This window comes from Anaerococcus ihuae (assembly GCF_928368155.1).
Classification (GTDB): Bacteria; Bacillota; Clostridia; order Tissierellales; family Peptoniphilaceae; genus Anaerococcus; species Anaerococcus ihuae.
On sequence record NZ_CAKMRU010000001.1, the window covers coordinates 897,113 to 917,275 of the forward strand.

21 protein-coding genes are annotated in these 20,163 nt (G+C 27.5%); 6 read left to right on the top strand and 15 right to left on the bottom strand.

The features are described from left to right. Position 1: 1 nt before the first annotated feature. From rsmH to hflX, 6 genes are all read right to left on the bottom strand, one after another. Entirely contained in the window at positions 2-922 is a 921-nt protein-coding gene (gene rsmH / locus L6653_RS04320; RefSeq protein WP_236785668.1) for a 16S rRNA (cytosine(1402)-N(4))-methyltransferase RsmH, read from the bottom strand. A gap of 1 nt (position 923) precedes the next feature. After that, positions 924-1,337: a division/cell wall cluster transcriptional repressor MraZ gene (gene mraZ / locus L6653_RS04325; protein WP_236785669.1), complete on the bottom strand. Its 414-nt coding sequence runs from the start codon at positions 1,335-1,337 to the stop codon at positions 924-926. Positions 1,338-1,737: 400 nt separating this feature from the next. Beyond that, positions 1,738-2,499 carry a prolipoprotein diacylglyceryl transferase gene (lgt, locus tag L6653_RS04330; protein WP_236785670.1) on the bottom strand — a complete coding sequence of 254 codons (762 nt, stop codon included), beginning with the start codon at positions 2,497-2,499 and terminating at the stop codon, positions 1,738-1,740. Between the two features lies 1 nt (position 2,500). Next, positions 2,501-3,238 (bottom strand): YebC/PmpR family DNA-binding transcriptional regulator, encoded by a 738-nt coding sequence (locus L6653_RS04335; protein ID WP_236785671.1) that lies wholly within the window; start codon positions 3,236-3,238, stop codon positions 2,501-2,503. 14 nt (positions 3,239-3,252) lie between these two features. Continuing rightward, positions 3,253-3,900, bottom strand: a complete 648-nt coding sequence (locus L6653_RS04340) for a YigZ family protein (RefSeq protein ID WP_236785672.1) — start codon at positions 3,898-3,900, stop codon at positions 3,253-3,255. Further along, the gene (hflX, locus tag L6653_RS04345; protein WP_236785673.1) at positions 3,875-5,110 is read right to left on the bottom strand and encodes a GTPase HflX; all 1,236 of its coding nucleotides are present in this window, start codon (positions 5,108-5,110) and stop codon (positions 3,875-3,877) included. Before hflX ends, L6653_RS04340 begins: the two co-directional genes overlap by 26 nt. A 182-nt stretch (positions 5,111-5,292) precedes the next feature. Between hflX and L6653_RS04350 the strand changes: the two genes are divergently transcribed. Further along, a complete protein-coding gene (locus L6653_RS04350; protein WP_236785674.1) occupies positions 5,293-8,169 on the top strand; it encodes a transglycosylase domain-containing protein in 2,877 nt (958 codons plus the stop codon). A gap of 43 nt (positions 8,170-8,212) precedes the next feature. Here the strand turns inward: L6653_RS04350 and L6653_RS04355 are convergent, their stop codons facing one another. The 3 genes from L6653_RS04355 to L6653_RS04365 all read right to left on the bottom strand — a co-directional run bounded on the left by L6653_RS04355 (position 8,213) and on the right by L6653_RS04365 (position 9,947). Continuing rightward, positions 8,213-8,719 (bottom strand): AAA family ATPase, encoded by a 507-nt coding sequence (locus tag L6653_RS04355; protein ID WP_236785675.1) that lies wholly within the window; start codon positions 8,717-8,719, stop codon positions 8,213-8,215. 50 nt (positions 8,720-8,769) lie between these two features. After that, on the bottom strand, positions 8,770-9,636 hold the full coding sequence (gene thyA, locus L6653_RS04360; protein WP_236785676.1) for a thymidylate synthase: 867 nt from the start codon (positions 9,634-9,636) through the stop codon (positions 8,770-8,772). 65 nt (positions 9,637-9,701) lie between these two features. Then, positions 9,702-9,947, bottom strand: a complete 246-nt coding sequence (locus L6653_RS04365) for a GlsB/YeaQ/YmgE family stress response membrane protein (protein ID WP_236785677.1) — start codon at positions 9,945-9,947, stop codon at positions 9,702-9,704. 163 nt (positions 9,948-10,110) lie between these two features. On the opposite strand from L6653_RS04365, the gene L6653_RS04370 reads away from it, so the two are divergent. From L6653_RS04370 to L6653_RS04380, 3 genes are all read left to right on the top strand, one after another. Beyond that, positions 10,111-10,824, top strand: coding sequence for a response regulator transcription factor (locus tag L6653_RS04370; protein WP_236785678.1), 714 nt, complete (start codon positions 10,111-10,113; stop codon positions 10,822-10,824). Continuing rightward, positions 10,805-12,121 carry a sensor histidine kinase gene (locus L6653_RS04375; RefSeq protein WP_236785679.1) on the top strand — a complete coding sequence of 439 codons (1,317 nt, stop codon included), beginning with the start codon at positions 10,805-10,807 and terminating at the stop codon, positions 12,119-12,121. The genes L6653_RS04370 and L6653_RS04375 overlap by 20 nt, the downstream gene beginning before the upstream one ends. 69 nt (positions 12,122-12,190) lie before the next feature. Beyond that, entirely contained in the window at positions 12,191-13,585 is a 1,395-nt protein-coding gene (locus tag L6653_RS04380; RefSeq protein WP_236785680.1) for a S41 family peptidase, read from the top strand. Between the two features lie 53 nt (positions 13,586-13,638). On the opposite strand, the gene L6653_RS04385 is transcribed toward L6653_RS04380, so the two are convergent. Together L6653_RS04385 and L6653_RS04390 are read right to left on the bottom strand one after the other, a co-directional pair. Next, on the bottom strand, positions 13,639-14,709 hold the full coding sequence (locus L6653_RS04385; protein ID WP_236785681.1) for a hypothetical protein: 1,071 nt from the start codon (positions 14,707-14,709) through the stop codon (positions 13,639-13,641). A gap of 187 nt (positions 14,710-14,896) precedes the next feature. After that, entirely contained in the window at positions 14,897-15,823 is a 927-nt protein-coding gene (locus tag L6653_RS04390) for a HEPN family nuclease (protein WP_236785682.1), read from the bottom strand. A gap of 156 nt (positions 15,824-15,979) precedes the next feature. Between L6653_RS04390 and wrbA the strand changes: the two genes are divergently transcribed. After that, complete coding sequence (gene wrbA / locus L6653_RS04395) at positions 15,980-16,570, top strand: NAD(P)H:quinone oxidoreductase (RefSeq protein WP_236785683.1); 591 nt, start codon at positions 15,980-15,982, stop codon at positions 16,568-16,570. 35 nt (positions 16,571-16,605) lie between these two features. Here wrbA and L6653_RS08760 read toward each other — a convergent pair whose 3' ends face one another. Beyond that, the gene (locus tag L6653_RS08760) at positions 16,606-16,734 is read right to left on the bottom strand and encodes an LDCC motif putative metal-binding protein (RefSeq protein WP_256444842.1); all 129 of its coding nucleotides are present in this window, start codon (positions 16,732-16,734) and stop codon (positions 16,606-16,608) included. Positions 16,735-16,815: 81 nt separating this feature from the next. Further along, positions 16,816-17,307 (bottom strand): macro domain-containing protein, encoded by a 492-nt coding sequence (locus tag L6653_RS04400; RefSeq protein ID WP_236785684.1) that lies wholly within the window; start codon positions 17,305-17,307, stop codon positions 16,816-16,818. A gap of 177 nt (positions 17,308-17,484) precedes the next feature. Here L6653_RS04400 and L6653_RS04405 point away from each other — a divergent pair, with 177 nt between their 5' ends. Next, positions 17,485-17,757: a YkvA family protein gene (locus L6653_RS04405; RefSeq protein ID WP_236785685.1), complete on the top strand. Its 273-nt coding sequence runs from the start codon at positions 17,485-17,487 to the stop codon at positions 17,755-17,757. A gap of 21 nt (positions 17,758-17,778) precedes the next feature. Here the strand turns inward: L6653_RS04405 and L6653_RS04410 are convergent, their stop codons facing one another. Continuing rightward, a complete protein-coding gene (locus L6653_RS04410; RefSeq protein WP_236785686.1) occupies positions 17,779-19,410 on the bottom strand; it encodes a hypothetical protein in 1,632 nt (543 codons plus the stop codon). After that, complete coding sequence (locus L6653_RS04415; RefSeq protein ID WP_236785687.1) at positions 19,403-20,158, bottom strand: ABC transporter ATP-binding protein; 756 nt, start codon at positions 20,156-20,158, stop codon at positions 19,403-19,405. The genes L6653_RS04410 and L6653_RS04415 overlap by 8 nt, the downstream gene beginning before the upstream one ends. Between the last annotated feature and the right edge of the window lie 5 nt (positions 20,159-20,163).

Genomic DNA, 20,163 nt, shown 5'->3' on the forward strand with positions numbered 1-20,163 from the left:
ATCAAATCCTCTCACAAACTCTAAGCTTAGCACTATGTGACCTACTATTTACTTTAAGTTCTTCTTTTTTTGGCAAAATAGGTTTTTTGCTAATTACTTTTACCTTTTTTTCATGCTTGCAAACGCAAACAGGAAAATCAGGCGGACAAATACATTTTTTACTCATCTCTTTAAATTTATTTTTAACAATCCTGTCTTCCAAAGAATGAAAGGTTATCACACACAATCTCCCATTTTTGTTAAGACGATCTACAATTTTTTCTAAAGTATTTTCCAAAACTTCAAGTTCTCTATTAACTTCGATTCTCAAAGCTTGGAATACTCTTTTTTCAGGATGAGCTTCGTTAGTATTTACAGATTTCATAACAATATTTCGGAGTTGTAAAGTTGTATTAATTTCGTGCATTTTTCTGTAATCTACTATTGCCTTTGCAATTGTTTTGGAATATCTTTCCTCGCCGTATTTTGAGAAAATTTCCCAAAGCTCATCCAAAGAGTAATCATTGACAATTTGTTTTGCTGTTAACTCATTATCTTCGTTCATCCTCATATCCAAGGGACCGTCTTTCATATAAGAAAAACCTCTGTCACCATTATCAATTTGGTAAGAACTTACGCCAATATCCATCAAAGCGCCATCTATCCTATTAAAACCAGCTTCATCAAGAACATTTTCAATATTTTCAAAATTCTCATTAAAATATAAGACATTAGAAAAGTCTTTCAAATTTTCTCTAGCTTCTTTGATAGCATCCTTATCTTGATCTAAGCCAATTAAAAGACCCTTTGGTGATAATTTTTTTAAAATTTCTTTAGAATGGCCTCCCTTACCTAAAGTTAGGTCAGCATATATTCCATCTTCTTTAATATTTAAGTTTTCTATTGTTTCATTTAATAAAACTGATTTGTGAGAAAATTTCATTTTACTGATCCATAATTTCTGATAAGTTCACTTCAACATCACCAATATAATCGTTCCAATTATCCAAATCCCAGATTTCTATGTTTGAATTATTACCGATTATAATAGCCTCTTTATCTAAATTAGCATAGTCGCGTAATTGCTTATTTAATAAAACTCGCCCTTGTTTATCCAAATAAGCCTTGATAGTGGAAGAAAAAAACAATCTTTTCATCGCCCTATTGTTTTTGTTTTGGTAGGATAATTCTTCGTACTTTTTGGCACGTTTTTCAAATTCTTCAATAGTGTATAAAACTAATGAACGTTCTGGGCCCTTGGTTACATAAAATTCATTTCCAAGATCATCTCTAAATTCACTTGGCATCATTATTCTATTTTTAGAATCTAATTTATGAATGAATTCTCCTAGAAACATGACCCACCTTCTACCACTTATTTCCACTTCACATATATTCTATACCAAAATCTCTAAATTGTAAAGGATTAAAAAATTTATTTTTTTGAAATTTTTTTAATTTTTTTCAAAATATTCATATTTTTTTAAAAAAGTGGTATGAATTCCCAAAATAAAAAATTTAAAGAAAAAAACAGCCTAGGCCGTTTCAGACTGTTGACAAAGTATACAAATCCTCATGCTAAGAATATCATACGAAAAAATTGATTTGATTTCAAATTTTAAAATTCGTCAAAAAACGCACTGTTTGAGCGTTAGCGAGTTTGCGTTTTTAGAATTTTGGAATTTAGAAATCAACAATTTTTGAAGTCAGATATTCGTGCTTGAGGGTTTGTCTACGTTCTGAAACAGCCGAAGCTGTTTAATTTTTTCCATATGGTTTTAAGTTTATATTTTTATATTTTACAAACAAATAAATTCCAACAAGTAAATAAATTACACTTGTAAGCTGAGCCATTCTTATTTGTCCTATCATTAATGAATCTGTTCTAAGTCCTTCTACAAAAAACCTCAATATTCCATAGGTCATAAAATAAATTCCTGTTTGGATTCCTTTTTTAGGATTTTTTTTCCTATAATTTATTAAAAATAAAAATATCAAAAAATCTCCAATTGATTCATATAAAAATGTAGGATGAACTTTTACTCCATCGACTATTATTGCCCAAGGTAAATTTGTTGGCGTGCCATGAGCTTCTCCATTTACAAAATTACCCCATCTTCCTATAGCTTGCCCAAAGGCTAAAGATGGTGCCATTACATCTAAAATATCTATCAATGGAATTTCTTTTTTCTTGGCGTAAAAATATAGGCCAATAATTGCAAATAAAATTCCACCATGGATAGCAAGTCCGCCTGCTCGGAAATTTAAAATTTGAATAGGATCATTTTTGTACATATCCCATTCAAAAATTACATACCAAGCTCTTGCTCCTATTATTGCAAGTGGCAAAATTACAAAAAGCATATCGTAAATAAAATCTTCGTCAAATCCTCTTTTTACAAATTCTTTTTGAGCAAATTTCGCTCCAATTAATACTCCTGTAATTATTAAAATGGCATACCAATAAATATCTATTCCAAATAAGGAGAAAGCCACCCTATCTATATCAAAATTTAACATATTATTCTTCTATATTATCCGGAACATTCCAATTTGTATAAACTTCTTGAACGTCATCGTTATCTTCAAGGGCATCAATCAATTTCATTATTTGTTTGTTATTTGATTCTTGAGCATCAATCAAATTGTCTGCTATATATGAAATATCTGCCTTGGCAAGTTTATAATTTTCTTCTTTTATTCCGTCAAGAACTGTTTGGAAATCTTCAACGCTTGTGATTATTTGATATACGTCATCTTCATCTGAAACATCTTCTGCTCCAAGATCTATTACATTTAACATCAATTCATCAAAATCAATTCCATCTTTTTCGATTTCAATTAAGCCTTTTCTGTTAAACATAAACATAACTGAACCATCTGTACCAAGATTTCCACCGTTTTTGTCAAAAATATGTCTAATATCTGGAGCAGTCCTATTTTTATTGTCTGTAAGACAATCTACAATTACAGCAACTCCGTCTTTTGCATATCCTTCGTAAATTATTCTTTCAAAATTTGCTCCACTTGTGTCGCCGCTTGCTTTTTTAATTGCTCTTTCGATATTATCATTTGGCATATTTTCTGCTTTTGCCTTGTCGATTGCCGCTTTTAAAGCTGGATTATATTCTGGATTATCTCCACCTTCTCTTACTGCAACTGAAATATTTCTACCAAGTTTTGTAAAAATTTTTCCACGTCTTGCGTCTTCACTACCTTTTTTATTTTTAATTTTGCTCCACTTATTATGTCCTGACATATTTCCTCCTAATTTTAATCTTCATATAACATTATTTCATCAAGTTTTTCTATTTTTATGTTTGATGAAGTCATATCAATAAGTTTTTTCTTGAAATTTTTAAATTCATCTTTTCTAATATATAAATTTATCCTAACATTTTCAAGAAAGTTCTTTTCTATAATAATATAATTTTCTTCATTTAGAAAGTTTTCTATTATTCCAAGTAAATTATAATCAAAAGTTATTTTACTCTCTATAAAAATTTTTCTATAAGTAATTTTTCCATCTAAACAATCAGAAACGCCTTTCGTGTATGCTCTTACAAGACCACCCTTACCAAGTTTTTTCCCTCCAAAATATCTTGTAACTACAGCTACAAGATTAAAAAGTCCTTCTTTTTCTAAAACTGAAAGCATGGGAAGACCCGCTGAGCCTTGGGGTTCCCCGTCATCAGAATATCTTTTTATTTCTGGCTTTTCGTTTATTATATAAGCATGGCAATTGTGATTAGCATCTTTGTATTTTTCTTTAATTTTTTCAATAAATGAAAGAGCCTCAGCTTCTGATTCAACATATTTAATATTTGTGATAAAAACCGATTTTTCTATTTCGAATTCGTCTTTAATTTCACCTTCTATAGTTTTATAATTTTCACTAATTTTTCTCGATATATCTCTCATATTTATTGTAATCTTTCTTTGAAATATCAAATTCTAAAATCGAAGAATTTTCATCATAATCTTTTTTGTCTATATCGTAATTTGTCATTATATAATCTAAAATTTTACCATTATTATAGGGAATTTTCATTGAAACTTTTATATAATCATCTTTTATAACCTCAACAATTTTCTCCTTTAGTTTTTCTATATCCTCATCGTTTTTTGCTGATATATAAATTTTTTCTTCCCTTTTTTTGTAGCCCAAAAGTAGGGTCTCATTTTCTATTTTATCTATTTTATTAAAAACATAAAGAATTTTTTTATCACCAATATCAATATCATCCAAGGCTTTGTCAATTGTATTTAATTGGGTTTCAATGTCATATGATGAATCAATCACAACTAAGAGCATATCTGAAAATTTTATTTCTTCAAGAGTTGTAAGAAAAGAATCGTTTAATTCTTTTGATAAATTATCAATAAATCCGACTGTATCAGTCAAGGTAACCTTGGTATTTGAAAAATCTAGCCTTCTTGTTGATGTATCCAATGTTGCAAACAATAAATCATCAGAATAAACATATTTTTCCTTACCAAATATTTTTAGCATATTATTTAAAATAGTAGATTTTCCAGCATTGGTGTAGCCCAAAAGTGAAATATTTAAAATTTTCTCCCTTGATTTTCTATTTACACTTTTAGTTTTTTCTAAATCTTTTAGCTTATCTTCAAGACTTCTTATATCACGAACTATAGCTCTTTTATCTGTTTCAAGCATGGTTTCACCCGGTCCCCTTGTACCAATTCCACCAGATTGACGAGAAAGATAGGCAAACCATTTGTTTATTCTTGGCAATTGATATTTTAATTGTGCAAGCTTTATTTTTAATTTTGCCTCTTTTGTGTTTGCTCTTTGGGCGAAAATATCTAAAATTAAAGTTGTCCAATCAACTACATGAAGTTTCATTCTCTCTTCAAGGTTTCTAAGTTGTGATGCAGAAAGCTCCACATCAAAAACTACAGTTTTTACATCTAATTTTTTTGCTATATCTTCAATTTCAGAAACTTTTCCCGAGCCAATATAATAAGCTGGATTTACTTTTGTAATAACCTGGCTAATTTTTGCAACAGATTTTCCACCAGCTGTATTAATTAAAGATTCAAGTTCAAATTCTTTATTTGGATTTTCATTTTTTTCAAAAACATTTACTTGTATAACTTCTTGCATAAACTTCCTTTCTATAATAGATTATACAATTATTTGCTTTAAATAAAAGATTTGTAAAATAATAAGCAATAATTAATTTGAATTGATAGATTAAATTTATAAAAAATGATAAAATAAGAATAAGATTTAATTTATGATTAATTTTAAATAAAAAAATAAAGACTTTAGGCAAGGAGGTCAAAATGAATAAAAAAATTTCCTCTATAGTTTTAAAAGTTTTACTTATAGCCTTATTTGCCTTTGGCATTTTGGCAACTGTATTTGCAGGATTAGTTGGCGGAGGAATTTTCGAGGTTATGAAAAAATCTCCAAAAGTTAGTCCAGAAAATATAAAATACGAAATGAGTGAAAATTCGACTATAGTTGATAAAGATGGAAATGAAATTGATTCAATAAAAACAAATGAAAATAGAGATATAGTTGAAATCGACAAGGTTCCTGATAATTTAAAAAATGCATTTGTAGCAGTTGAAGACAGAAGATTTTATAAGCATGGAGGTATTGATCCAATATCAATACTTGGATCTGCTTTTGAAAATTTAAAAAGTGGGTCAATTGTTAGAGGAGGATCTACCCTAACTCAACAGCTTGCAAGAAATACTTATCTTTCAAACGATCAAACTTATGAAAGAAAAATAAAAGAAATTTTTATAGCCCTAGAAATCGAAAAATCTTTAAGCAAGGATGAAATACTCGAAGCTTATATGAACAGGGTTTTTCTAGGTCAAAATGTCTATGGTGTTCAAGCTGCAGCCCAAACATATTTTTCAAAAGATGTAAGTAAATTAACTCTTGCAGAATGTGCAGCCATAGCTGGAATTGTACAATCTCCTACAGAATTTGCCCTATTTAAAACCGTCCCAACTTCAGAGGTAACTAACCAAAAAGTTTTTGGCGAGTTTTCTATTGATGGTCAAAAATACTCAGCAGTTTATAATGAAAAACCATTTGAAAGGCAAAAAGATGTACTTTTAAAAATGAAAGAAGAAAATTACATTTCTGATAAAGAATATAAAGAAGCTTTAAGTGAAAATGTAGCAAAACATATTAAGCCACCAAAAGATAAAAAACCATTAATGGAATCATATTTTAATACACTTTTAGAAAAACAAGTTGTAGAAAAGCTTGAAGATATTTATGATATTAGCGAAAAACAAGCTTATAATAAGCTTTATTATGGTGGTTTAAAAATAACATCAACAATAGATACAAAAATCCAAGACCAAGTTGAGGAAATTTATGATAATTTTTCAGAATATATTATGGGAAACACTCAAGGTTGGTATAACGCCCCTCTTCTTGATTTAAGATATGATAATTATTCAAATATTATTAATGAACAAGGCCAAGTTTTATATTTTGCAAAATCAAATTTATTAAATGATAATAATGATTTGACTTTAAGAAATGACGAAGCGTATTTTGATGAAAATAATAATTTTATCATAAATTCAAGTAAATTAAGTCTTGATCAAACAAATATTATTTTGAAAAACTTCTATACTTTGGACGATCAAAATTCAAATCTTAGAACTCATAAAACTGGTTTTATACAACTTAGCTCAAACGACAATGTAAAAAAAGCAAATGATGGTTCAATAATCATTACTGAATCTTATCTAAAAAAACATAAGGACTTTGTAATTGCAAATGAATCTGGATCATACTCATTGAATAAATCTTACTATGATATTGATCTTGAAGGAGTAATTCAACCTCAATCAGCAACTGTTGTAATGGATCATAAAAATGGTGAAATAAAAGCAGTTGTTGGTGGTCGTAATCAACAAGGTTTAAAAATTTTAAACAGAGCAATTGACCAGCCAAGACAACCTGCATCAACTATGAAACCTCTCGCAACCTACACTCCTGCTATCGACAAAGGATATAGTTTAGCAACAGGAATTGACGATGTTCCATTTATGAGAAAAGAAAACGGTGAAATTTGGCCAGAAAATGTTTATAAGTCTTACAAAGGAATGGTTTCATTAAGAGATTCAATTGTATTTTCTGTTAATACTAATGCCGTACGTACTTTAAAAGATGTAGGTATAGATAAATCAAAAAAATATTTGGAAAAATTTGGTTTTATTAAAGAAGATGGTAATGATAATTTTGTTACAAAAGAGGAAAACCCAAAAAATAACGATGAAAATCTTGCAGCCATGGGGCTTGGAGCTATGACAAATGGAATGACTTTAGTTGATATGACCGCAGCCTATGCAGCCTTAGCTAATGGCGGTGAATATCTTGAACCTCTATCATTTTCAAAAATTGAAGATAATAAGGGAAAAGTTATTTTTGATGAAAAGGATAAAAAGAAAAATAAGGTAACCAGTCCTCAAACAGCTTATCAAATCACATCAGCATTAAAATCAACAGCAGATTATTATAAAACAATAAGTCCAATAGGAATTGATTATGGAACAAAAACTGGTTCAAGCGAAAATAATATTGACTTTTGGTCAATAGGTTATAGTCCTTACTATACTGTTGGAGTTTGGATGGGTTCTGATGATCAAAATATTTATCAAAATGATTATTCAACAACAAGAGCTGAAGTTATTTGGAAAAATATAAATAATCAAATTTTAGATGGATATGAACAAGCTAAGTTTGAAGAGCCTGATGGAATAATTCATGCAAAAGTTGATACAATAAGCGGAAAGCTTCCAACTCAAGCGTCTTATTCAGACCCAAGAAATACAGTAAAAGATGAAATATTTACAAAAGATAATCTACCAAAAAAAGAAGATGATATGCACGTTTGGATAACTGTAGATTCTAGAAATAATCTGCTTGCTTCAAGCAAAACTCCAAAGCGTTTCCAAGCTGTTAGAGCCTTCGTTGATAGGAAAAATTCTTATGATCCAAATAAGTGGGATGGAATTGTTCCTGAAGATTGGAAGTATGGTATTCCTTACAAATATTCAGATTTAGGTGAAGAAAAACCAAAATCTGATAAAAAATCTGGAAAAGACCAGGATAAAAAAGATAAAAACAATACAAATAATCAAAATAACCTAGGAAATAATCTAGGAAATCAAAATAATAGATGAATTATTAAATTAAGTACTAAAAAAAGAGCCTAGGCTCTTTTTTTTATGCTATTGATTGTAAAAATAAATCTTTTTTATTATCGTTGTCTATTATCACAATCTTTTTTTCAAGTTTCAACTTATTTAATTTTTCTAAAATTTTATTTCTTTCTTTCTTATTAAAATTTAAAAGCCAAGTTATATAATCTTTGTTTAACTTTTCTGTTCTATCAAGGCTAGGATCATCTTCATTGTTTTTTTCAGTTAAGGATCTTTTTACCGATCTTTTTAAATTTGTTACTGGTGGAAAATCTAAAAAAATAATTGTATCGCTGGCTTCTAATCTTAAGTCCAAAGTATCTGGATAATAACCATCAAAAATAAACGAATCATTTTTTTCTATTATATCTTTTTGAATAGATAAAAATTCTTCATCACTTATATGCTCATTATCGTTTATCCACCAAATTTTATTTAAGTAAAAAACTTCTATGTCAAGCTTGTCTCCAAGTTCTTTGGCAAGAGTTGATTTTCCGGAACCTCCGGATCCAATTATAGTTATTTTTTCCATAATTCCTCCATACCGATTGACTATACTTAAAATTTATTACATTTCAACACCTAAAGTGCTATGTCAATATCATACTTTGTTTGGTCTGGATAATAATCTAATAATTTAAAATCATCAATTGTAAAATCTTTGAACTCTTTAATTTCTGGATTAATTTCAAGTCTTGGTTTGCTTTTTTCATCTACTTTTATTTCCATAATTTTTTCAATACTTGGTATATGTTTTTTATATATGTGATAATTTTGTATAAAATGAACAAAATCCCCTGCCTTGTATCCTGTTACTTGAGCAATCATTCTTAATAAAACATAATATTGAAATGCATTTATTCCACCAGGAGCTGCAGCTGCCAAAAAATCTCCACTTCTTTGAACCAAAGTAAGATTTAAATATTCTCCACTTACAGTCCACATCGTTAAAAATGCACATGGAATTAAAGTCATATCTGCCATATCATCAACATCAATAAGATTCATTATTAGCCTTCTGTTTAAAGGATTATTTTTTATTTGATCGATAAGTCTATCAATTTGATTTGTAAGCTTTCCAGTTTCTGGGGATTTAAATTTTTTATTTATTTGATATCCGTAAGCTGTCCCCAAATTTCCGTCTTCATTTTTCCATGAATCCCAATAATTAACCTTATATTTTTCTTTTAATAAATTTACGTCATTGGACCTATCTTGATAAATCCACAAAATTTCTTTAATCGCCGATTTCCAAGCAATTTTTCTCAAACTAATTAGAGGTACTTCTCCTTTCTCATAGCTAACAACTTGTTGGGGCAAAAATTTTGTATAAGCACTTTGCCCATCTTCCCAAACTGGTCTTACCTCTTTGTTTAATTTTTCTTCATCGTATCCTTTTTCCAATATTTCTTTTGCAATTTCTATATATTTTTTATCTACATTATTCATGAATTCATTATATCATGAAAAATTCAAAAGAAAAAAGGCTGGTCAAGCCAGCCTAAAATTTTTACCTATTTATTTTTCTTTGTAATTAAATTATAAACATAAATTAAAATTACTGATCCCAAGATTCCTGAAATTAAACTTCCAATAAATCCTGATACATTGATATTTACTATGCCAAGTACCCAAGAACCTATAGCTCCTCCAATAATTCCTACAACTATATTTGCTATAGCTCCCATTTGAGCATCTGTTTTCATAATCATACTTGCGATCCAACCGCAAAGTGCACCTATTATAATTGAACTAATCATATTTCTCTCCTTAAATTTAAAATTTGTATCTTCATTTACTTTATTATAATACCCATTAAATCTGATTTTCATCATTTTTTTATTTTTACATAATATAAACTAAATAATAAGATATATTAAGCTTAAATAATTAATAAGGTATAATAAATTTGAGGTGAAATCAATGAATGATATAAATATATTAATTGTAGAAGATGAAGAAGGTATTTCAAAAATTATAAAATCTTATCTTGAAAAAGAAGGTTATAATGTTTTTCAAGCCTTTGATGGAAAAGAGGGTTTAAATTATTTTGAAAATGAAGAAATCGACTTAATTTTACTTGATCTTATGATTCCAGAAATTTCTGGCGAAGATCTTATCAAAGAAATTAGAAATAAATCTAACGTCCCTGTAATTATGGTTACTGCAAAAGTTAATGAAGAAGATATAATTAACGGTTTAAAACTTGGTGCTGATGATTACATGACAAAGCCTTTTTCTCCAAAGGAATTAGTTCAAAGAATAAAAACTGTATTGAGAAGAATTGAAAAATATAATATTCCAAGAGCAGATATTATAAAGACAACTGACGGCAGACTAGAAATGGATCTTGAATACAATAGATTTTTTAAAGATGGTAAAGAAATTTCTCTTACAAAAAATGAATTTCAAATCGTTAAAACTTTATTTTCAAATCCAAACAAAATTTTTACCAGAGAAGAAATTATTGAGATTACTTTTGGTTTTGATTATGATGCCTATGACAGAGCAATTGATACCCATATTAAAAATATTAGACAAAAAATAGAAGACAATCCAAAAAAACCATCTTATATTAAAACAATTTATGGTATGGGATATAAATCTGGTGGTGTCGATGACGTCTCTACGAAATAAAATTGTTAGAAATTTTGTCGCCGGTATTTTTGCCTGCATTTTGGTATTTTCAATTGCAATTTCTTACTTATTAAGTATTTACACTAAAAATTTTATTGCAAGCACTGAAGATAATATGCCCATACAAATTAAAAAACAATTTGAAAATATTTTCGAAGACAATGATTTGTACACTATGAAAGAAAGACTTGGTAAATTTTCTAAGTCCTTAAATATAGATATAGAAATTTTAAATAAAGACAAGGAAACTGTAATGAGTTTTAAGGGCAGAGATGATGATGAAACTGCCCTTACCACTACAAAAAGTTATGATATTATTAATCCTAACTTAAATGAATATAGGGGGCAGTTGATTATTACATATGATACTGGAGAAATGGCTGCAAATGAACTTTTAAATAATTTTAGAAATTCAATTATTATAGCCATTATCATGTCTTTATCTATTGGGATTATAATAGCCTTAATTCTTTCGACAAATATAACAAATCCAATAAAACAAATATCCGATGCAACTTTGAAAATAAAAGATGAAGATTATGACATCAAATTAGAAGAAAGTAAAATCATAGAACTTGAAAATTTGCAAAACAATATAAGGTATCTTTCAAGAAATTTGAAAAATCAAAAATATGTAAGAAAGCAATATGCTCAAGATATATCTCACGAGCTTAGAACTCCTATTACTAATCTTCAACTTTATATAGAAGCTATTAAAGATGGGGTTATTGAAGTTGATGATCAAACCTTATCTTCCCTTCTCGAGGAAATTCACAGGCTCGAAGGTCTTGTTGTAAATTTAAATAAATCTTTTAATGATAATTCCGAATATTTTAAAATTAACAAAAAAGAATTTGACCTATCCCAACATATAAAATTAATTCTTGAAACTATAAAACCAAGGCTTAATAAACTAGATATTTCCTTGATTGAAGAAATTAAAGATGGGATAATAATTAATTCTGACAAGGATAAAATAAGCCAAGTTGTTCAAAATTTAATTTCAAATGCAATAAAGGCAATAAAAAATGATGGCTTAATAAGGGTAAGTTTACACGAAGATAAAAATAATATTTATATAGATGTAAAAGATAATGGGGTTGGAATTTCTGACGAGAAAAAAGAGATTATTTTCGAAAGATTTTATAGGATTGATGATGCCAGAAATACAAAAATAAACGGCCACGGTCTTGGACTTTCAATTAGCAAAAATTTTGTGGAAAGTCTTGGTGGCAAAATAAAATTAAAATCAAAACCTGGTAAGGGATCAACTTTTTCTGTGATTTTCCCTAAATGATTATGTATGTATTTAAGATTTATTTGTATATTTACATAATTATTTGATATATTATAATACAGGTGAATTATGAAAAGAAAAAGAGACAAAAACAAAAAAAATCAATCCGCATCAAGAAATAAAAGAGAAAAAGTCAGAAAAAAAGATATAAAAATAAGATCTCAAAATCCAAATATTAGAAAAAGATCAAAAAAAAGAATGAAGGCCTTAAAAAGAAAATATATGAAAAGAAGAGCAGGCCTTGTTTTAGCCCTTATTTTTATAATTTTTTTATCTGCAAAAACTCTTATAAGAAAAATTAATAAGTATGACAAGTACACTTATCCAAAATTTAGACAAGAAGTTATGGATTCTATCACCAAGGAAATCTATGTTGGAAACACTGAAGATAGGTCGCTTACAAGTGCAGAAAAAATTTCTGATTTCAATAAACTTTCTTATTATATTTCAAGAAATTACGCTCTTGATAAGGAAAATGAAAAAAATTATAAAATATTAATTGATCAAACTGAAACTTTCAAAAAAAAGGTTAAAAAATCTAAATCTGACCAAGAATTTTTTGACATTGTTTCATCATATCTTTCAATTTTGGATGATAACAGAACACATCTTCTTGATGTAAAAACTTATAATAGTATTTTCCCTTACTATAAGGAACACAAGAACTCTCCAAGAGGAAAAATTTTAGGAGATGCTCAAGTTGTAAATAGGTACAAAAGATTATTTGAAAGAAAAGACAAACTTTTAGGCCTTGATATTAAAGAAAATAATAAAATTTTAGAATTAAATATACCCAACTTTAATTCAAATAATATAAAAGAAGACAAGGAAAAAATAAGGCAAGTCTTAAAAAATAATCAAAATATTTCTTATATTTTTATAAATTTAAGTCAAAATGAATCAATTGATGATAAGTATGCAAATGAAATTCTTCCTTTATTAATTTATAAGGACTATAATTTTGAAAAAGTTGTTTTTTATAGGGGAAATCTCTTAAAACAAAGTCTTTCTTATATGAAAAATAACAAGGACAAAACCACAACCTCTTCTTCATTTATAGAAAATCAAGCTATAAAATTTCCTGAAGATACAAAAGAAATTAATAAAGAAAATTATATGTATTATGATCAGATAAAAACTGAAATAAAAAAAGATCAAAATATGCCTAACAAAAAAATATATGTCCTCACAAATGACAATACAAAAAACGAAGCCATTAGATTTGCAAATATTTTGAAAAATACATCTGATGCCACTGTAATAAAAAATAGTTTCGAAGGTGATAACACAAGAAATGATATAATTTATTATTTAAGATCTGATATAATTAAACTTGATCATTCAGGACTTTTGATTTCAATAAATTCTTCAAAATCTTTGAATGAAGATGATAAATATTTAAAATACGATCAAATTATAAATGCAAAAGACCCTTACAAAAAAGTTTTATCAATGATTAAATAATATTTACAAGAAAAAATCCTAAAGGAAATCTCCTCTAGGATTTTTAATTTGTCTTAAATATTATTTACGTAATTTTCACCCATTTTTGCTGTATAAACTTCAATTGCAAGTCCAACTATTAGGAATAAAAATACTAAAACAGCTCCTGCTGAAGCTTTATTTGATGCGGATTCTGCCCCATCTTTTGCCTTTTGAACATTTTTATCTAAATCTTTTTTAGCCTCATTTAGACCATCTTTTGCATTTTCAATTTGTTTGCTAGCTTCTTTTGAAGCCTTGTCCATTCCATCATAAATATTATTTACAGCTTCTTCGCTTTCTTTTGCAGAAAGGCTAGAATTTTTGTAAACTTCTTCTTGAATTGTTTCTTTATCAACTGAATCGGTGATTGTCTTTGCTTTCTTTTCTAAAGATTTTGATAAATCATCAAGAATCTTATCAGAATTTTCTGGATTTGTTACAAGCTCTTTTCCAGCATTTGCAATTTCATCTTTTGATTCGTCTAGTTGAGATTTTAAATATCCTGGTTGAAGTTCTTTAACATCTGTTTCTTTCAAAGCATCTTCAATATTTTTTTCCAATTCTTTTGTATCAACATCAGAAATAGAATCTCCAACACTTGAAAGAACATTTCCTGCTCCGTCAGCAGCTGTACTTGCAACACTACCTGCAATATCTCCACTTGTACTTGCTACAGTTTTAGCAACATTTCCTGCAATACCAAGAGCTGATGAAATCATGCTTGTTACTAAACCAAACAATAACATTATTGATAAAGCCCAACTCATAAATCCATGTAATAAAGATTGTCCCTTTGAGAATGCTCCAGAAATAAATCCAGAAATTGCAAATGAAATTATTAAAATAATAATTGTAGCAATTCCCATACCAATTCCCATAGATTGGAAAGGATTTTGGTTGTTTGGTGAAAAGATTCCAAGACCCAAAGCTCCTACAAGTAAACTTAGTACAGTAAATACAGATGCAAAAGAAATCGCACCAGCAATTATTGCTCCCCAAGAAATACTATTATCTTTAGAATAATCATCCTTGTACCTAGTTCTTCTGTTTTCTCTACGATCAGATGACCTAGTTTTTTTATTTTCTTTTAAATTTTCAGTCATAATTCCTCCTTTATAATTTTATAAATCATAACTTATTACTTCAACATTATACTAGAAAAATTTTAATAATCAATTTCATCACCCTATGATTTTAAATTTTTTAAATATCCAAATAAATTTTTTTCGAAAAAATCGACTAATAATCAAATATTTTAAAATCATTTTTTTAAATATTTAAAATCTTATTTTATTTTTTGTACTTATATCGACTTTGAGCCTCTTCGATTTCTCTAATCATATCTCTGCCCTTTAACATTTTTTTGATATTTTTTACATCCAAAATCAAAACATCTGCTGCAATAAGCTCATTTTTAGATTCTTCTTTTAAAAATGAAGTATTAATTACAAGGACAGGTCTTACCCTTTCATCTTTTAGATTTTTAAAATTATGAGCAAGCTCTCTTGCAAAACCCTTGTCTATATCCCTTTGAGATCTATAATCTCTAATTTCAATTGCGTATCTTCTTTCTTTCTTCTTTGCATACAAATCAAATTTATTGCTTCTTTCAAAACCTTCCTGGTAGGGTTCAACCCGATATTTGGTATTTTTTAATGCTTTTGAAATCAACTTTTGATTAGTCAAATCTTCATTTAACATTCTTAAAGCTTTCAGAAGATTTTTAGGCTTTATTTTAAAAATTCCAGTGGTCTTTGTTTGATCTTTTCCTATGATTTTTTCATCAAAACCAACCATTAAATCATCTACAATATTAAAACAACCATGAGCAATAGCATTTCTAATATGCCTTAAAAGAGATTCAGTTTTTGTTTCCCCATCAGATTGAGTCAAAATTAATTTTTGAGAATTTGTGCAAATACTTTTTTTGTACTCACTTGCCAAATTTTCATCAATTTCTTCTGTAAAAAGACAGTCCTCATCTCTTAAATCCATATAATTCATTATTTCAACAAATGTATAATAATCATATTCCATATTTGAAATCAATTCATTCGATTTCGATTGAATTGACGAAATATCAGGGACATACCACAACAAGTAGGCAATAGCCTCCCACATATCCCTTGACATTTTAATAGGGATTTCCTTATGTATTAATGAATATTCTTTGGGATTTTTGCATTTATCTTTTTCAAATTTTTCTGTTAATTCCATATATACTTCCTTTATTATTTTTCATTATAAATTTACCCATAAAATAAATTTTCAATTCATCAAATTAAATAAAATGAAAAATATTTGTTTATTTTTTTTATTTATGGTTATCCTTATAAAGACGTAAATGAAAATAAAATTTAAAAGGAGTAAAAAATGAAACTTGCAATTATATATTATTCACAAACTGGCCACAATTTTCAAATGGCAAAATGGGCCAAAGAAGAAGCTGAAAAAAACGGAGCTGAAGTTAGGCTTTTAAAAGTTAAAGAATATTTAGATGAAAAAGGAGCTGAAGAAAATCCAGGATGGAAAAAATATTTAGAAGATTCTAAAGAAATAAAAGAAGCTACATCTGATGATTTAGTTTGGGCTGATGCAATAATTTTCTCATCCCCAACAAGATTTGGAAATATTTCCTTCCAATTAAAGGCATTTTTAGATGCGCAAGGAGGAGTTTGGGCGAAAGGTTTATTAACAAATAAAGTGATTTCTGCAATGACTTCCGCCCAAAATAATAACGGTGGACAAGAAGGAACAATAAAAGCAATTTATACAAGCGCCGCTCACTGGGGAGGAATTATTGTTCCAGTTGGCTACACTGATGATTCAGTTTATGCTCAAGGTGGAAATCCTTACGGAGCAAGTGGAACTACAACAAACGAAGGATTTTCAAATGAAATTGAGAAAGCTGTAAAAGCACAAGCAAAAAGTGTTGTAGAAATCACAAAAAAACTTGTAGATTAACAGATATAAAAAAATGACCCGCAAAGGTCATTTTTCTATTTATATTCTTTTTTGTTCATTGAACAACAATCTAATTTTTCATTTCCAAAAGATTTTTTATTTTCTTTTGCTAGATTTTTCAAGAATTTTTCCCATCTATTTTTTATTGCTTCAAAAATTTTCATATTTTACCTCCTCGGGTAATAATTTGTAAATTTTCTACAATAATATTTATACCGGAAAAAATTATTTCTTTCAAATTTTACTTATCCCATAATTAAAGACAGGATATCTTTTCCAAAAGTAGAAAGATAAACTTCCATTTCATTATCATTTAAAAATTTTTCGATTGTTCTTTTTGCTATAAAAAATGCATCTTTTTCTGGAAATCCATAAATTCCAGCAGAAATCAAAGGAAAGGCTATTGATTTTATTTCATTTTTCTTGGCAAGTTTTAAAGAATTTCTATAAGCATCTGATAAAATTTTTTCACAGGCTTCTTTGTACATTTTATTATAAATTGGCCCTACTGCATGGATTATATGTTTTTGGTAAAGATCAAATCCATCTGTAATTACAGCCTCACCAGGTTTTATTGGGGATAATTTTTGACAAGCTTTTTTTAGATTTTCTCTTCCCGCTTTTTCAAAGATTTGCCCACATATTCCCCCGCCTTCTATCAAATCAACATTCGCTGCATTTACAACAGCATCAACTTTTAATTTTAAAATATCCATATCAACTACTTGTAATGTCATAATAACTCCTTATTAATATTATAACTTGAAAATTTAAAATTTCATAATATACTATTCTTGTAGGAATACTTTAAAATTAAAATTAATAAAATTGATTTACAAATTCGAATTTTAAAGTATAATTAAACCAGAAATTAAAATAATTAATTTTTTAAAAAAAGAAAGTAAGGGATAAGAATGAAAAATAAATTTTCAAAAATCACAAATTTTATACCAGTATATTTTAGGGCTATGAAAGATAAAAATACTCCAAAACTTGCAAAAATTTTGGGACTTGGAGCTATTTTATATGCAATAATGCCAGCTGATTTAATAAATGATATGATCCCATTTTTGGGAATTTTGGATGATGCAATCGTCCTTCCATTTTTAATTTATATAACAAGCAAGATGATTCCAGATTATGTAATGGAAAAGGAAAAAATTGAATATATAGAAGAAAATAAATAAAAAGACCTCGCCGGGTCTTTTTTATTGTTTTATTTTAAAGGTTTTTGGGGAGAATTTATATATTAAAAAACTAGCAAGTCCTACAAATCCTATCATAAAAATTGAAATTATTAACATAAATTTAATCTCTCCAATTTTTGTTGCCAAAGCCGGAAGTCCGAATATAAATATATAATACAAAAACATATTCATTAAAACTAAAACTACAGATTTTTGTTTTCCTTCTTTATCAAAGGGTTGGATTATATAATATTGAAACAAGGGCAAAATTGTAAAAAACATAGCATTTAATACTATATAAAAAATTGGTAATGATAAATTTAAATCAGTTTTGGTCAAAAATTTTGTTGCAAAACCAATATAAATTATAAACATAGCTCCCATAGGAATTGACATAAGTTTAAAAATCGAATTAAATCTAAGCCAAAACATTTTCAATAGGTTCTTATCTTCCCTATAAAAATTGTAATACAAAAGCGAAGAGTCACAGTTTTTATAAAATGCCATTAGTATTAAATCTTGTTTAAATAATATATATGAAATTATTGGAATTATAAATATTAAAATTTTATAAACTTCTTTCGCCTTAATTGTAAGGCTTGATAAAAGAAAAAATCCACAAATTCCTAAAATAAGAAAAATTCCACTTTTTATTAAAGTTGGTTTTAAAAGATGTCTTTTGTGCCTTTTAAAAAACAAATTATTCAAATAGACAAAGCCTTCTCCCTTAACTTTTTCATTTTTATTTACATCTTTATTTTCAATTTTTACAACATTATTTTGCATATCTTTTGAATTTTCTACTGCTAGTTTATATACATTTATTGTTTTTTCAATTATTTTGTCATAGCTTTTGAAATTTTTAAAATATTTCACAACAAATGGAAATAAAATTAAATTTATAAAGAAAAATCCAAGACTTAAAACTTTAAAATCAAGTTTTATTATTAAAGCCAATAAACTAATCGCCAAATCCAAAATTAAAATCAAAATGATTTGAAAAAATGGTCTATCTTCAAAAAATGGTTTTTCTCTTTTTTCATATATTTTTGTCCAAAATCCTGTAATATTTATATTATAAAAATAAATACCAAGACTAAATAAAAATGTGTAAAGAGGATTTATATCTGCAAAAATTTTTCCAAAAATCACAAATCCCAAAGTTCTTCCTATAAAAATCAAAAATGGTTCTAAATACAAAAATATATGTGCTAAATCATTTGGATAAAAATTAAAATTTTTACTTAAATCAGAAAATGCATTCCCATTATCTGTTAATAATGATGATGTTATCATATTTGTAATATAAAAAATAAAAGGTGTACAAGTTAGAAGAACTGCACCTGGACTTAAATCAAAATCACTCCTAAAAAACAAGGGATATTTATCAGAAATTTCAAATAATAATTTTAAAAGGGTCCTTGAAATAAAAATCGCAAAGCCAAAAGTTAAAATTGATTTTATCATTTGCCAAATTATTGAAAAAATAGGAATGAATGTATTAAAAATTTCTTTTAAATCATAAAAATAATACTTGTCGCCCATGTGTCTTCCAATTATTGGAATTTTTCTTATACCATAAACCATTCCATTAAAAACTTTGGTAATCTTTATTCTTTCAATTAATAGAAATTTTGAAAAATACCTAGTCATCTTTATCACCCAAATTTTCATCTTCTAAATTTATCTCAATATTTTCAATATTTTTGCTTGTCAAAAGCTTTATAATTTTATCTTCAAAATCCTTATCTTCTGAAACCCTCTTATCAACTTTTTGTAAATTTTTATCGTGTAGAAGGACAATATCATCACAAATATCTTTTGCAAGTTGCAAGATATGGGTTGAAAAAATTATTATATGATCCTTGTGAATATCTCTGATTATTTTTTTCATTTCAAGTTGAACAACTACATCAAGACTTGTAAGCGGCTCATCCATCAAAATCACCTTTGGTCTTAAAATCAAAAACATAAGCATTTGAAGTTTATTTTTCATTCCTGTTGAATAATCTTGGATAAGCCTATCAACATCTTCCAAATCAAAATCTACAAGAGAAAAATATTCTTCTATCGATTTTTCATTTTTAATATTTTCCTTATTAGCCTCTACAAAAAATTTAATAAATTCTCGTCCTGTAAGAAATTTAGGAAGGTCAGGCTCTGCAACCATAAAAAATACATCCCTAAAATCAAGCTCTCTCTTGCCATTTTCATCAATAAGATAAATATTTCCAGAATCTTTTTTAATTTGCTCACTAATCAAAGAAAAAAGAGTAGTTTTTCCTGCACCATTTCTTCCCAAAAGAGCATAAACAACCCCCTGGTCAAAAGTGTAATCTATATTTTTTAAAACTTCTTTTTTGCCAAATTTTTTGGAAAGATTTTTTATTTCAAGTTTCATAAAAG